This window comes from Amycolatopsis rhabdoformis (genome assembly GCF_035918295.1).
Taxonomy (GTDB): Bacteria; Actinomycetota; Actinomycetes; order Mycobacteriales; family Pseudonocardiaceae; genus Amycolatopsis; species Amycolatopsis rhabdoformis.
In genome coordinates, this window is record NZ_CP142149.1 from 1,325,705 (window position 1) to 1,339,281 (window position 13,577).

13 protein-coding genes are annotated in these 13,577 nt (G+C 72.9%); 6 read left to right on the plus strand and 7 right to left on the minus strand.

The window, feature by feature from the left end; all coding sequences use genetic code 11:
- Positions 1-61: 61 nt before the first annotated feature.
- The 3 genes from VSH64_RS06150 to VSH64_RS06160 form a co-directional block, all read right to left on the minus strand.
- A complete protein-coding gene (locus VSH64_RS06150; RefSeq protein WP_326834496.1) occupies positions 62-649 on the minus strand; it encodes a hypothetical protein in 588 nt (195 codons plus the stop codon).
- Positions 650-878: 229 nt separating this feature from the next.
- Entirely contained in the window at positions 879-1,061 is a 183-nt protein-coding gene (locus VSH64_RS06155; RefSeq protein ID WP_326834497.1) for a CsbD family protein, read from the minus strand.
- A 62-nt stretch (positions 1,062-1,123) separates the two neighbouring features.
- A complete protein-coding gene (locus VSH64_RS06160) occupies positions 1,124-1,279 on the minus strand; it encodes a hypothetical protein (RefSeq protein ID WP_326834498.1) in 156 nt (51 codons plus the stop codon).
- Between the two features lie 242 nt (positions 1,280-1,521).
- Between VSH64_RS06160 and VSH64_RS06165 the strand changes: the two genes are divergently transcribed.
- Complete coding sequence (locus VSH64_RS06165; RefSeq protein WP_326834499.1) at positions 1,522-2,883, plus strand: PLP-dependent aminotransferase family protein; 1,362 nt, start codon at positions 1,522-1,524, stop codon at positions 2,881-2,883.
- Positions 2,884-2,890: 7 nt separating this feature from the next.
- Here the strand turns inward: VSH64_RS06165 and VSH64_RS06170 are convergent, their stop codons facing one another.
- The gene (locus VSH64_RS06170; RefSeq protein WP_326834500.1) at positions 2,891-3,178 is read right to left on the minus strand and encodes an antibiotic biosynthesis monooxygenase family protein; all 288 of its coding nucleotides are present in this window, start codon (positions 3,176-3,178) and stop codon (positions 2,891-2,893) included.
- A gap of 84 nt (positions 3,179-3,262) precedes the next feature.
- Here VSH64_RS06170 and VSH64_RS06175 point away from each other — a divergent pair, with 84 nt between their 5' ends.
- Positions 3,263-4,321, plus strand: a complete 1,059-nt coding sequence (locus VSH64_RS06175) for an NAD-dependent epimerase/dehydratase family protein (RefSeq protein WP_326834501.1) — start codon at positions 3,263-3,265, stop codon at positions 4,319-4,321.
- A 345-nt stretch (positions 4,322-4,666) separates the two neighbouring features.
- Here the strand turns inward: VSH64_RS06175 and VSH64_RS06180 are convergent, their stop codons facing one another.
- Positions 4,667-5,029, minus strand: coding sequence for a hypothetical protein (locus VSH64_RS06180; protein WP_326834502.1), 363 nt, complete (start codon positions 5,027-5,029; stop codon positions 4,667-4,669).
- A gap of 382 nt (positions 5,030-5,411) precedes the next feature.
- On the opposite strand from VSH64_RS06180, the gene VSH64_RS06185 reads away from it, so the two are divergent.
- A complete protein-coding gene (locus VSH64_RS06185; protein ID WP_326834503.1) occupies positions 5,412-5,741 on the plus strand; it encodes a hypothetical protein in 330 nt (109 codons plus the stop codon).
- 946 nt (positions 5,742-6,687) lie between these two features.
- Entirely contained in the window at positions 6,688-6,852 is a 165-nt protein-coding gene (gene rpmG / locus VSH64_RS06190; protein ID WP_326834504.1) for a 50S ribosomal protein L33, read from the plus strand.
- Positions 6,853-6,920: 68 nt separating this feature from the next.
- On the opposite strand, the gene VSH64_RS06195 is transcribed toward rpmG, so the two are convergent.
- Positions 6,921-8,426, minus strand: a complete 1,506-nt coding sequence (locus VSH64_RS06195) for a sialidase family protein (RefSeq protein ID WP_326834505.1) — start codon at positions 8,424-8,426, stop codon at positions 6,921-6,923.
- A 281-nt stretch (positions 8,427-8,707) separates the two neighbouring features.
- On the opposite strand from VSH64_RS06195, the gene VSH64_RS06200 reads away from it, so the two are divergent.
- Complete coding sequence (locus tag VSH64_RS06200) at positions 8,708-11,560, plus strand: AfsR/SARP family transcriptional regulator (RefSeq protein ID WP_326834506.1); 2,853 nt, start codon at positions 8,708-8,710, stop codon at positions 11,558-11,560.
- 73 nt (positions 11,561-11,633) lie between these two features.
- On the opposite strand, the gene VSH64_RS06205 is transcribed toward VSH64_RS06200, so the two are convergent.
- A complete protein-coding gene (locus VSH64_RS06205; RefSeq protein WP_326834507.1) occupies positions 11,634-12,251 on the minus strand; it encodes a helix-turn-helix transcriptional regulator in 618 nt (205 codons plus the stop codon).
- Between the two features lie 206 nt (positions 12,252-12,457).
- Between VSH64_RS06205 and VSH64_RS06210 the strand changes: the two genes are divergently transcribed.
- A complete protein-coding gene (locus tag VSH64_RS06210) occupies positions 12,458-13,489 on the plus strand; it encodes a hypothetical protein (RefSeq protein WP_326834508.1) in 1,032 nt (343 codons plus the stop codon).
- Positions 13,490-13,577: the final 88 nt, after the last annotated feature.

Sequence of the window (13,577 nt, forward strand, 5' to 3'; positions counted from 1 at the left end):
CGCCCGTACCCCGTTCGGTGCAAGCGGCCCCCGGGGCCCGAGCCCTTCGGTGACCGAACGATCAGCTCTCGGTGAGCGCCCGGGCGAACGCGGTGTGCACCCGGAGGTACTGCCGCAGCGGAAGCGGCTCGGTCACGGCCGACGCGGCGAGCCGGCGGCTGGCCCAGGTGTTCCACGTGAGGTGCGCTTCCGCGACCGACAACCGCGCGGCGGCCGCCACTTCGGCGGGGCTCTCACCGGCGAGAACGGCTTCGTGCATGAGAACGGGGCTGCTGCGGCGGACCCAGTCCTGAAGGGACGCCATGGCGGCGAGGCGGTGGAGCTGCGTGGCGGATTCGCGGATGTCGGTGGTGGGGTCGGGTGTCGTGTTCGCGGTGGTTGCCGCGGCGGTGGTCGAAGCGGCGCTGTCCGAAGCGGTCGCGTTCGCGGCGGCGTTGGTCGAACCAGTGGTGTTCTTCCGGATTCCGGTCACGCCCGTGCTCGAAGTGGTCGCGGTGGTCGCGGTGGTCGGGTGCGAAGCGGTGGCGCCCGGCGCGCCGGCGTCCGGCCTCGGTGCGGCCGGAAGTGGTGTGGCGCGCGGGAATTCGGGGCGGCCGGCGGGTCGCGCGAGTGCCGGGTCGGTGAGCTCGGGGGTGAGTGAGGTCGTCATAGGGCGGTTCTCCCTGGTAGGGCGGGCAGCCACACCGCGATCATGGCCGCGCCGGTAGGAACGGCGGGCGGCGTCCACCGGCTACCCTCTCACCCTTTGGTTCAATCCTCGGTGGTCTGAGACGGCGATCTCACCCATTCGGGGGTGAGATTTTCCTTGCAGTGCACCGGATCCCGCACACGCGCGAGCGCCGCCGGGCGGTACCCGGCGGCGCTCGTTCACCCGTGGGTCAGTTCTTGTTCTTCAGTCCGTCGACCGCGTCCTTGACCTTCTCGCCGGCTTGTTTCAGCGAGCCTTTGGCTTGGTCCGCTTTGCCTTCGGCCTGCCACTGCTCGTTTCCGGTGGCTTTTCCGAGTGCTTCTTTGGCGCGGCCCTTCAATTCATCGGCCTTGTTCTGCATTTTGTCGCTCATGACCGCTCCTTTCACACACCAGGCGGGGGTTACCCGTTTTCCGGAACGTCAAACCAGGTCGGTCAGTACCAGTGGGCGCGGCCGCCGACCTTGCGGCCCGTTCCGCCGAGGATGGCCAGGACGGCGCCGATGACCAGCAGGACGATGCCGATCGTCCACAGGATCGAGATGCCGGTGATGAAACCGACCACGAGCAGGATGACGCCTAGCACGATCATGGATTCTCCAGCTGTTCCGTAATGGGGACCGATGGCTCTCAAGTACCCGCCCGAGTGGGCCCGTAAACACTTTCGGGTTCGAGGCGGTGTTTGCTCGGTCACCGAAGGAATACGCCGAACGGCGGTTTTGTACCGCCTCCGCCGGAGCCGACCAGGATGTGAAACCGCTTTGCGGCGGGATGTCCGCGACCTAGTTTCTGAGCCCGACAGAAGTATTCGGGCGAAACGAGGGGAGCCGCCGCGTGACCTCGGGCGAACTCGCGACCACGACGGCGCCGGTCGGCCTCGGCTGGCTCGCCGCGCGGATCGGCGAACGCACGGCGCGCGGCATCGCGGCCGCGGTGTCCGGTCTGATCCGCGACGGCGAGGTGCGGCCCGGCACGCGGCTGCCGACCGTGCGCGCGCTGGCGGCCGAGCTTTCCGTGAGCCCCACGACGATCGCGGAAGCCTGGGCGCAGCTGCGCGCGGCCGGGTTGATCGGCACCGGGCGCCGGCGGGGCACCACCGTGCTGGTGCCGCCGACCGGGCTCGTGCCCACGCGGATGTTCCCGGGCTGGCCCGCCGTCGATCTCGAGCACGGTTCACCCGATCCCGCGCTGCTGCCGCCGTTGGAAGACGCGGTGGCCGCGGGCGTGCGGGGTGACCGGGCGGGCAAGGAGCCGATCAGCTCGCGGCTGCGCGCGGCGGTGAAGCCGGAGTGGCCGTTCGCGGCCGAGGCGTGGACGGTCGCCGCCGGCGGTCGCGAAGGCGTGGCGCTGGCGTGCCGCGCGGTGGCGCGGCCCGGTGACGTGGTGGCGGTGGAGGAACCGACCGCGCCCTGGCTGCTGCGGCAGCTTCGCGCGGCGCGCATCCACGTGGTCGCGGTGCCCTGCGACGAATCCGGCCCGCGGCCCGAAGCGCTGGAAGCGGCGCTGGCGCACCGGCCCGTCGCGTTCGTGTACCAGCCGCGAGCGCAGGATCCGCTGGGCCACACCGTGTCCGGTGCTCGCATCGCCGAGCTCGCCGCGGTGCTCGCGCGCACCGACACGGCGGTGGTCGAGGTCGACGACCTCGGCCCGCTCGCCGCCGGCCCGGGCGCGAGCCTCGGCGCGCACCTGCCGGGGCAGGTGCTGCTGGTGCGGTCCTATTGCACGGCCTTCGGCACCGAGCTGCGCAGCTGCGTGCTCGGTGGTTCGGCCGCGCTCGTCGACCGGGTGCGCGCGCAGCGGGCGTTCGGCACCGCGTGGTCCAGCCCGGTGCTGCAGGACGCGCAGGCCTTCCTGCTCACCGACCCCACCACGGCTTCGCTGCTGCACCGCGCGCGCCGGCGCTACGCGAGCCGCCGCGCCGGGCTGGCCTCGGCCCTGCGCGACCACGGGCTCGACGTCGGCGCGGGCGACGGTTTGCTGCTGTGGGTGCCGGTGCCGGACGAAACCCGCACCCTGGTCACCCTCGCGGCGCGCGGCGTCTCCGTGGGCGCCGGCAGTCGTGGTTTCCCGGGCGGTTCGGGTGCGCCGCACATCCGCGTCGCCGTGGGCCAGCTGCCGGACGATCCGGCGCCGGTGGCCGACCTCGCGGGGATGATCGCGCGGGCGGCGGGGGTGCGGTCGCGCCGCACGGCGTGATCCCGGTTCAGAGCGCGTCGAAGTGCTCGACCCGCGGCGGGGCGGCGAGGAAGGGGCCGAGCAGCGCGGCGTAGGCGGGGTAGCGCTCGGTGCCGCGGAAGTGGTCCAGGTGGTGCTGCTTCGACTCCCACTCGACCACGCCGATGAAGCGGTCCGGGCTTTCTTCGCTGCGCAACATCCGGGCGCTGAGGCAACCGGGGGTGGTCGCCAGCAGCTCGTGCGCCCGCGCGTACGCGGCGGCGAATTCGTCACCGGCGTCTGGTTTCACGTCGATGATCGCGATTTCGGTGATCACGCCTGTCGTTCTACTCCGGACGGGCGGCGTTCGCCCTCCGCGAGACCGGTGGTGGCGGCGCGGCGGGGGCGCCAGGGTGAGGGCATGAGACTTCTCGTGCTGGGTGGGACGGTGTTCGTCGGGCGGGCGGTGGCGGCGGAGGCGCTGCGGCGGGGCCACGAGGTCGTGTGCGCGGCCCGCGGCGAATCGGGCTCGGTGCCCGAGGGCGCGCGGCTGATCAAGGTCGATCGCGACGACCCGGCGGGCTTGGCGGACCTGCCGCCGGTCGACGCCGTGGTGGACGTGGCGCCCCTGTCGTTCCCGTGGGTGCAGCGCGCGCTGGCGGCCCTCGCGGACCGGGTGGCGCACTGGACCTTCGTGTCGACCATCAGCGTGTACGCCGACACGGCGACCCCGGGCCAGACCCCGGCGACTGGCGCGGTGCTCGCCCCGCTGCCACGCCACGCGACCCGCGCGGACCTGGCGGGTGAGGGCGGCACCGAGCTGTACGGCGGCATCAAGGTGGCAGCGGAGAACGCCGTGCGCGCGGCCCTGGGCGACCGCGCGTTCGTGGTGCGGCCCGGCCTGATCACCGGCCCCGGCGACGGCAGCGACCGCTTCGGCTACTGGCCGGCCCGCTTCACTCGGGGTGGCCGCAGTGGCAGCGGCGGCAGCGGTGGCAGCGATGGCAGCGGCGGCCGCGATGGCCGCGGCGGCCCGGTGCTCGTGCCGACGGGTGAGCGGCTCGCGCAGTACATCGACGTGCGTGACCTCGCTGCCTGGATCGTCACCGCGTTCGAGACCGGCCTGTCCGGCACCTTCGACGCGATCGGACCGGCGGTGGGGTTGGGGAAGCTGCTCACGGACATCGCCTCGGCGGTCGGCGCGGAGGCGGAGTTCGTGACGGCGACGGACGAACAGTTGGAGGCCGCCGGCGTGGCGCCGTGGTCCGGGCCGCGGTCGTTGCCGCTGTGGCTGCCGCCGAGCCACGCCGGGCTGGCTGCCCACGATCCGGCGCCGTCGCTCGCGGCCGGGCTGGAGGTGCGGCCGCTCGCGGACGCGGTGGCGGGGGCGTTGGAGCAGGAACGTGCGCTGGGCCTGGACCGGGAGAGGCGGTCGGGGTTGTCGGTGGGGGAGGAAGCGGAGGTGCTGGCGGGGTTGTGATCAGGAGGTGTTGGGGCGGGTGGGTCGGCGGGTTTTGGTGGATCGGGCTTGTGGTGAGGGAGTTGGGCCGGGCTCGGGCGTGCCGGGCCGCCGGTGTGCGAGGCGCGGGCGTGCGGGGCAGGCGGTGAGTGGTGGTGTTGCCCGGGTCGGGGTGTGGCGGATTGGCTTGCGGGAACCGTTGCGCAGTTCGGGGCGGCGGACAGCGTGCGGTGAGCCAGGGACCGTCGGCCGGGTCGGGCTTCGCGGATCAGCTTGTCGTGAGCGGGGGCTGTCGCCCTATTCCGCGCGGCGGATCAGCGTGCGGTGAACGGAGTGGGGGACCGTTGCCCGGATCGGGGCGGCGGATCAGCTTGCGGTGAGCCACTTCGCGGTGCCCGGCCGGCCCGGTACCCAGCAGCCGCCCGTGGTGGTGGGGGTGGTGTCGTCGGGGAGGGAGAGGAGGGCGGCCAGCACGGTGGTGGCCGGGCCGCTCTCGCGCCACAGCCAGGTCGCGGGCGTGAAAACGTTTTCTTCGTCGGCGGGCAGGCGGGTGGCGGTGGCGTCGTCCTCGGCGTCGAGGCGGAAGATGTCCACGACGTCACCGTGGGCGCGCACGCCGACGACCGCGAGGACTTCGCCGGTGGCGTCGCTGGGGTGCACGAACTGGTAGCCGCGGGCGATGAGGGCGCGCAGGCCGGACTCGACGTCGCAGGGTGGGTGGTGGTCCATCGTCCCCGCCTTTCGGGCGCCGGCCTGGGAATCCGCACGTGCATTCGCGCGTGGCGCGGACGGTAGCACGATCAACCCCGAGGTAGGACAGACACACTTCGCTTTTCGGTCTGTCCTCGGAACTTCTGTAGAAGATGAGGCACCGCGGGAAAAGGGGCGTTCGTACCACAGCTTCGTGGCCGAGCGGGCAACGGCGACACGGACATGACGAATCTCCTTCACCATGTCAAGTGACGTTCACGAGGCAGACGCCACCACGGCCGGGTGGTGATCCTGTTGGCCACGTGGCAACCAGCGCTAGCATCGAGCACCCCCGCGCACCGCGAGGGACGGACCGCCGAGCGGTCACGGTGCCGGTGTCCGCGCACCTCTGGGGTCGGTGATGGGACTGTTCGCGATGGTGGTCGCCGCCCTGCCCCTGGCAGGCGGCCCGCTCACGGCGGCGCTGCTGGTGCTGCGCCGCCGCCCCGCCCTGCGCTCCGCCCGCGCCACCCGTGCGGCCCGCGTGCCCGCGCGGCTGGCCGAGGAACTGCGCGCCATCGCCGAAGTCCTGCCCCGAGTACGTCCCGTCCTCACCCCCGGCCCACGAACGACCACCGAACCCGTCCCGCTCACCGGGCCCTGCCAACCTTGCCTCGAAGCCGTGGTGCCACAACCCCGGCGAGCACCGGCGCCGGCCGAGCCGGTGCCTTGTCTGACTTGTAGCCGCTGACCCCCGCCGCACGCTCGGCCGTGGCATCCGGCGAACACCACTACCGGCGCCGAGGTCCAGCCAAGCCTGCGCCGACCTTGCCGGCACGCTCGGCGCCGGCACTCGACGAAGACGGCACCATCGGCACCGAGATCCGGCTCAGCTCGCGGGTTGCGTGTCCGGCAACCGCCAGCCCTCACGCTCTGAACCGTGTCGGCGCTCGGCGCCATGCGGATTCTCGGTGGCGAGTCCGGGGTCGAACCTTGCGTGTCCGGTAACCGCCTGCCCTCAGGTCATGGACCGCGTCCGCTCTCGCCGGCATCCGGCTTTTCGGCGGCGAGCCCGGGGCGAACCTCGGGCGTGCGGCAACAGCCAACCCTTAGGTCATGGACCGTGCGGCTCGCGCCGTCATGCGGTTTTTCGGCGGCGGGGCCCCGGGCCGAACGTTGCGTGTCCGGCAACTGCCAGCCCTCAGGTCATGGACCGCACCGGTTCTCGCCGTCATGCGGCTTTCGGCGGCGAGCCCGGGGTCGAACCTTGCGCGTCCGGCAACCGCCAGTCCGCATGTCATGAACCGCGACGGCTCTCGCCGCGATCCGGCTTCTCAGCGGCGAGCGCCGGGCCGAACCGTCGCCTGGCCCGACCGCCAACCGCCAGCCCCCACCCCGTGAACGGCGTCGGCTCTCGCCACCATCCCGGACTCGGCAACGACCCCCGCGCCGAACCACAGCCTCGCGCGACCGGCCGCCCCTAACGCCATGACCCGCTTCAGCACCTCGATGCCGTCCGGACTCTCGGCGGGGAAGTGACCGCGAAACCCACCGTAAGCGTCCGAAGTGGACGGACCGGGGCGGGCGTGACCGCGGGCACACCGGCCCGGGACTTTTCCGTGCCCTCCCACTGTTACTACCACTGCGGAAGCCGGAAGATCCCGGTGACCGCCACGAGCAGGAAGGGGTGAGAACCGATGGCGAAGAGCGTATTGCGCCCGGTGATCAAGCTGCGTTCCACCGCCGGCACGGGGTACACGTATGTGGCGACGAAGAACCGCCGCAACGACCCGGACCGGATGGTGCTGCGCAAGTACGACCCGGTCGTCCGCGAGCACGTGGACTTCCGCGAAGAGCGCTGAGCAACCGAAGAAAAGGGGCTGAGGGCGGTGACCACCGCCCTCAGCCCCTTTTCCGTACCCGGACGAGATCAGCCGCAGTGGCCGCTCGGGGCGTCGAACTTCGTCGTGCCCACCGAGCCGCCCCAGGTCACGCACTTGCCGGCCGCCGAGGCGGTGACCGGGCCGGCGAACCAGGAGAACGAGCCGGAGTCCGTTTGCTTGGTGGCGCCCTGCACCTGGAGGTACGCGGTGGTCGCCGACGGGGTGCCGGCAGTCGCGTTCTTCATCGTGCTCACGCAGTTCTTGCCGGTCGCCGCGTTGTAGGAGAGGTACACGGTGCCCGCGGTGCCGAGTGAGCCCTGGTCGATCACGCCGTAGCCGGTGCCGCAGGCCGGGGCGCCGAGGTCGGCGTCGGTGAACTTCGCCCAGCGGATCGCGGCGCTCGAGTTGCCCTGCGGGCCGCCCTCGAACAGCACGCCGGCCGAGCCGGTGCCGAGGGAGACCAGATCGGAGTAAGCCGCGTCCTGGCTCCACACCAGGAACCCGTCGGTGTCGCCCGACCAGCTGCCGCCCTCGTCGAACGACGAGCGGATGCGCAGCGCGTGCCGGTGGTCGCACACCGAAGGGCCGGCGAAGATCAGCCGCGTGTACGCGCCGCCGGTGTCGGTGGCGCTCATCGCGAGCGTCGACGCCTGTACGTCCGGGGTCTTGGCCAGCCCCGGCTCGGTCACGAACTTCTGGCTGAACGTCTGCCCGCCGTCCGAGCTGATCGCGTACGCGCGCTCCACGGTCGAGCACATCGTGCCCGCGTTGTTTCGCGCCGAGGCGTAGATCTTGCCGTCGGGCAGCTCGGTGAGGCTGATCTCCTGCGGGTTGAGCGCGGCGTTCGTGCTCGCGTCGTGGGCGCCGAGGTGCCAGGTGGAGCCGCGGTCGTCGCTGTAGATGATGGCGCCGGTGTTGGGCGAGGAGCCGTTGACCTGGTAGCTCATGCCGGCGACCAGCCGGCCCTTGTGGGCGCCGCGGGTGAGCACCGAAGCGTGCGACGGGCCGGTGGCGAGCCAGCCCGGCGGCGTGGTGAAACCGAGCTGCGTGGTGAGCACCTGCGGCGCCGCCCACGTGGTGCCGTTGTCCTTGCTCACGCTCACGCGCGGGGTCCGGCCGCACGAAGCGTGCGGGGCGAGACACTGCATCACCGAGAGCAGCACCACGCGGCCGTTGGGCTCGTCGGCGCTCGGCGGCACGACCACGGGCGTCGGGTTGCCCTTCGTGTCGCCGAAGCCCTGGATCACGATCTGCAGCGGACCCCACGTCGAGCTGCCCTTGACCTGGCGCTTCATGACCAGGTCGATGTCGCCGGCGTCCGCGCAGCTGTTCTTGCGGCCCTCGGCGAAGGCGAGCAGGTCGCCGTTGTTGGCCTTCACGATGGCGGGGATGCGGAAACACGAGTAACCGCCGGTGCCGGCCTGGTACACCACCGTGCTGGCGGCGTCGGCCGAAGCGGCGGGCGTCGCGCCCGGCACCACGGCCGCCGCGGCGAACGCGGTCGCCCCGGCCAGCGCCGTGAGCAGTCCTCTCGCGACACGTCTCAGATTCACTGTCGTTCTCCGTCCTGGGGGCCGGCTCCGTGATCGCGGAGCGGCTTGCCGTAAGTGCTCCCAGGCTCCGATCCGGTCGTACACACCCCGTACAACCGGACGCACAATCGCTTTTGTACCAAGGAGAACTGTTTGCCCGGCGGTGACCTGGCCGTGATCGGACGCGGTCCAGCCGAGGGGAGCGGTGTCCTGTCGGCAGGGCGCTAGCGCGAGCGCACCTCGTAGCGGGCGCTACGCTCTGAAAGAGACGTGCCCGCAACCGGTGAGCGAGGGAGGAACCGGTGAGCGAACCCGGTGCCCCCGTCGGCGTCCGGTTCGAGCTGCTGGGACCGCTGCGCGCGTGGCGTGGCGGCCACGAGCTCGCGATCGGCTCGCCGGCGCAGAACCTGCTGCTGGCGGTGCTGCTCGCGCGCGCCGGCCAGCCGACCGGGGTCGACGAGCTGGTGGGCCTGCTCTGGGACGACCAGCCGCCGGCCAGCGCCGTGAACGTGATCCAGCGCTACGTCGGTGCCCTGCGCCGGCTCGTGGAGCCCGACCTGCCCGCGCGCTCGCCCGGCCACTGGCTGGTGCGCCACCCCGGCGGCTACGGCCTGCAGGTCGGCGCCGTGTCCTCCGACCTCGTCGAGTTCCGCACGCGCGTGCAGCGCGCCCGCCGCGCGGAGTCCGCCGAAGACGCGCTGGCCGAGTTCAACGCCGCCCTCGCCCTGTGGCGCGGCCCGTGCGCGGCCGGGCTGATCATGCCCGGCCGGGCCCGCGCGCTGCTGGCCGGCATCGACCAGGAAGGCCTGGCCACGGTCGTGGAGGCCGCCGACGTCGCCCACGCGGCCGGCCTGCCGCTGCAGCCGCTGCTGGCGCACCTCGAGCGGGCGGTCAAGGCCGACCCCTTCAACGAGACCGTGCACGCCCGGCTCATGCTCGCCCTCGACTCGGTGGGCCGCCGGGCCGCGGCGCTCGAGGTGTACCGCGAGATCCGCAAGCGGCTGGTCGACGAGCTCGGGGTGGAACCCGGCGTGGAGCTCACCCGGATGCAGCACGACGTGCTCGCGCAGCAGGCCGAGGCGGCGCCCGCGGCCCGCACGCCGCAGGCCCACCCCGTGGTGCGCCCGGCTCAGCTGCCGCCCGACCTGCCGACGTTCACCGGCCGCCGCGACCAGCTCACGCAGCTCGCGGCCCTGTTCGACTGCGCGGCCGAGCGCCGGCGCGTCACCCTCGCGGTGATCGACGGGCTGGCCGGCACGGGCAAGACCTCGCTGGCCATCCACCTCGCCCACCAGGTCGCCGACCGCTTCCCGGACGGCCAGCTCTACGTGAACATGCGCGGCTTCGACCCCACCGGCGCCACCGTGGACCCGGCCGACGCGTTGCGCGGTTTCCTCGACGTGCTCGGCATCGAGCCCACGCAGGCGCCCTCGGGTCTCGACGCGCGCAGCGGCCTCTACCGCAGCCTGCTCGCCGGCCGGCAGATGCTCGTGGTGCTCGACAACGTGCGCGACTCCGAGCAGGTGCGCCCGCTGCTGCCGGGCAGCGCGGGCTCGGCCGTGATCGTGACCAGCCGCAACCGCCTCAGCGCGCTGGTCGCCACCGAGGACGCGGACCTGCTCACGCTCGACACGCTCTCCACCTCCGAAGCCCGCGAGACGCTGGTGCGCCGGCTCGGCGAGGCGAAGGTGAACGCCGAGCCGGAGGCGGTCGAGGAGATCATCGAGCTGTGCGGCCGGCTGCCGCTGGCGCTGGCGATCGTGGCCGCGCGCGCCCGCACGCACCCGCAGTTCTCCCTGGCCGACATCACCGCGAAGCTGCGCGCCACGCAGGGCACGCTGGAGGCGTTCCGCGGCGACAGCGCGGGCGACGTGCGCACGGTGTTCTCCTGGTCCTACCGCGTGCTCGAACCCGGCGCCGCGCGGTTGTTCCGGCTGCTGTCGCTGCACCGCGGCGCCGACTTCTCCACGGCCGCCGCCGCGAGCCTCGTCGGCATGACGACGGCCGCGGCGCAGGACCTGCTCGACGAGCTCACGCGCATCCGCTACCTGTCCGAGCACCGGCCGGGCCGCTACCTCGCCCACGACCTGGTGCGCTCGTACGCGATGGAGCTGCGCGAGCAGACCGACCCGCCCGCCGAGCAGGCCGACGCCCTCGCGCGGCTGGTGAACCACTACCTGTGCAGCGCCCACAGCGCCTACCTCGCGCTCAACCCGCACCAGCTGCCCACCGAACCGCCGGTGCTCGAACCGGGGGTGACGGCCGACCTGGCGAGCGGCTACGGCGAGGCGATGGAGTGGTTCGAGGCCGAGCTGCCCGCGTTGACGCTGCTGATCCGGCAGATCGCGGGCCTGCCGCGGCTGGCCGGCACCGTGTGGAAGCTCGTGCTGAGCCTGCAGCCCTACTACCAGCGCAGTGCGCTCTACCACGACTGGCTCACGCAGGCCGAGCTCGCGCTGCGGGTCTCCGTGGGCACCGGTGACCTGGTGGCGCAGGCCAACGTGCACCGCAGCCTCGCCGGCGCCTACCACTTCGTGGAGCGCTACGACGAGGCCCTGGAGCACCTCAACCGCACGGCCGAGCTGTTCGGGCAGCTCGGGCTGGCGGCCGACCAGGCCTACGTGCACAGCAACTTCGGCACGGTGTTCGCCAAGCTCGGCCGGTACAACGCGGCGCTGGAGCACCACGAGCGCGCGTTCGAGCTGTACAAGGCCAGCGGCAACGTGAAGGGCGAGGCCATCGGGCTCGAGGGCATCGGCCACTGCCTCAGCGAGATGGGCGGCAACGCCGAGGCCGTGCCGCTGATCCTGCGCGCGATGAAGCTCTACGAGGACATCGGCGACCGCAACGGCGAAGGCAACTGCTGGAGCACCCTGGCCACCGCCTACGGCTCGCTCGGGCACCTCGACCAGTCGATCGACGCGTGGCGCCGGGCCGTCATGTACTACCGCGAGCTCGGCAACCGTTCCGAGGAGTCCGATTCGCTCGTGGCGCTCGGCGACGCGCTCAGCGCGGCCGGCGACCCGCTGGGCGCCGAGAAGACGTGGCGCGAGGCGCTGGAAGTGCTCGACGCGCTCGGCATGCCGGCGGCCGAGGAGGTCCGGGTGCGCCTCGGCGACCCGGCGGCCCGGGTGTCGGAAGAACGCCGCGCGTGATCGGCCGGCTCGCGGCCCGGGGTGCCGGCGCTCGCGCCTGACCGCGTTCGGTGGGCGCGAGCCGCCGGCCCGGTCAGATCAGGCCTTCGCGGATCGCGTAGGCCACGGCGTGGGCGCGGTTGCGCAACTCGAGGCGCACGGTCATCTTGCTGATGATGTTCTTCACCGTCCGCTCGCTGTAGCCGAGCTGGTTGGCCACCTCGCCGGCCGACAGCCCGTCGGCGAGGAAGCGCAGGATGTCGGTCTCGCGGCGGTCGAGGCGGTTCTGCCGGGCGGCCGCGTGGGTCAGCCGGCGCACCTGCGTGGTGAGCCGCTCGACCGGGTCGGCCGGGTGCGCGCCGGCGGCGTCGAGCACCGCCTGGGTCACGGCCTCGCTGCGGCTGGTGGTCTTGTCGAGGATCGTGACCACGCGGTGCTGGGCGAGCTCGGTGATCGGCAGGTCGTCGAGGCGGCCGATGACCAGCACGGACGGGATGTCGAGCGTGGCGGAGACGCGCTCGAGGATGTCGCGGGTGCGCGGCGTGAGCCGGTCGGTGACCACGAGCGAGACCTCGGCGCCCATCGGGCGGGTGCGGTCGACCACGGCCACTTCGGACTTGCCGTCGAAGTAGCTTTCGAGGCACGCGCGCGTGAGCGCGTCGGAGACCGAGAGCAGGGTACGCACGGTTCCGCTCCGCAGGGTCTGGTTCATGGTGCCCAGCATGCGCGAGCGGACTGATCAAGTACTCCGGGCGCGTTCAGTCGTCGTTCAGTGGCCGCGCGGAGCACCCTCGTGAGGTGGCCGTTCGGTCACCTCGGGGACAAAGCCCTCGACTCCTCGGCGGTGATCGAGTTTGATGCGGGCAGGGGGCAGGTGGGTCTCTGCGGGGACCCCGGATGACGAGCTGGTGTGAACACATGGACGACGTCCTGGCCGAAGTGGCCGAACTGGGGCTGACCGCGAAGCTGACACCGGTGGCCGGGAGCACCGCCTCGGTCTGGCGCTGCGACCTGTTGCGCGACGGCGTGGTGCTTTCGGCCGGGACCGGTCACGGCGCCGGGGCCACCGCGGAACGCGACGCCGTGCTCGACGCCCTCACCCGCCGCTTCGGCGGCGCCGCCTGGCTGCGCCCGGCCGACGTGCGCGCCGTGCCCGCGCCCGAGCTGGCCACCGGCCCGCTGGCCGCCGACGGGACTGTGTGCTCGCTCGCCCGCTACACCGACCTGCCCGTGGGCGCCCTGTGCTACCGCCGGCTGCTGCCCACCGGCCTGGGCCCGATCGCGGCCGTGCCCGCGCTGCTCGCGATCACCGACTACGCGCGCGCCGGGCACCTGCTGCTGCGCCACTCCGTGGGCGACGTCGTGGACTACGAAGCGCTCGACACGCGTCCCGTGGCCGCCGCGTGGGGCGCCGCGACGACCACGGCCGAGGCCACCGTGCGCGCGCTCACCGACCTGATCGACCACGACGTGCACGAGTCGATGCTCGCGGGCGCGCGCCCGGCGCTGCTCGACCGGAGCAGCCTGCCACCGGACCTGGCCGCCCTGCTCGCCTCCGCGTCGCTCGCCGCCGGCGGCCCCGTGCGCGTCGCCGACCTCACCCCGCAGCTCGGCGTGCCCGCCTACCTCGCCGGCGACCGCGCCGCCTGGGGCGCCGGCGTGTCCTTCAGCCGCCGCCGCGCCCTCACCGACGCGCTCTACGGCCTGCTGCGCCGCCGCGCCGCCGTGCAGGCCGCCCGGCAGCCGCTGCCGGCCGAGTCCGCGGAGTCGGTGCCCTACCGCGAGAACAACCTCTCCGGCACCGCGCCGGAGCTGCTGGCCGAACTGCTGGACAGCTTCGCCGCGCGCGAGCTCACGGCCTACCAACGCGAACACCACACCGGCCGCGTGTCGGTGGTGCACGTGCTGGTGCCGGGACTGAAGTGCCGGCAGGGGCTCACATCGGTGTGATCCGGGGCAACCCGCTGAACCGCCCGGCGTTTCCGTCCGTGTAAAGAAGAGGACCACCGGCCGCCGCGCCGGTTTCGGGCGGAAAGGA

What these genes read in the sequence shown, in the direction of transcription:
- VSH64_RS06150 (WP_326834496.1), bottom strand. Translation starts at nt 649, where the DNA reads ATGACGACCTCACTCACCCCCGAGCTCACCGACCCGGCACTCGCGCGA.
- VSH64_RS06155 (WP_326834497.1), bottom strand. Translation starts at nt 1,061, where the DNA reads ATGAGCGACAAAATGCAGAACAAGGCCGATGAATTGAAGGGCCGCGCC.
- VSH64_RS06160 (WP_326834498.1), bottom strand. Translation starts at nt 1,279, where the DNA reads ATGATCGTGCTAGGCGTCATCCTGCTCGTGGTCGGTTTCATCACCGGC.
- VSH64_RS06175 (WP_326834501.1), top strand. Translation starts at nt 3,263, where the DNA reads ATGAGACTTCTCGTGCTGGGTGGGACGGTGTTCGTCGGGCGGGCGGTG.
- VSH64_RS06180 (WP_326834502.1), bottom strand. Translation starts at nt 5,029, where the DNA reads ATGGACCACCACCCACCCTGCGACGTCGAGTCCGGCCTGCGCGCCCTC.
- VSH64_RS06185 (WP_326834503.1), top strand. Translation starts at nt 5,412, where the DNA reads ATGGGACTGTTCGCGATGGTGGTCGCCGCCCTGCCCCTGGCAGGCGGC.
- rpmG (WP_326834504.1), top strand. Translation starts at nt 6,688, where the DNA reads ATGGCGAAGAGCGTATTGCGCCCGGTGATCAAGCTGCGTTCCACCGCC.
- VSH64_RS06205 (WP_326834507.1), bottom strand. Translation starts at nt 12,251, where the DNA reads ATGAACCAGACCCTGCGGAGCGGAACCGTGCGTACCCTGCTCTCGGTC.
- VSH64_RS06210 (WP_326834508.1), top strand. Translation starts at nt 12,458, where the DNA reads ATGGACGACGTCCTGGCCGAAGTGGCCGAACTGGGGCTGACCGCGAAG.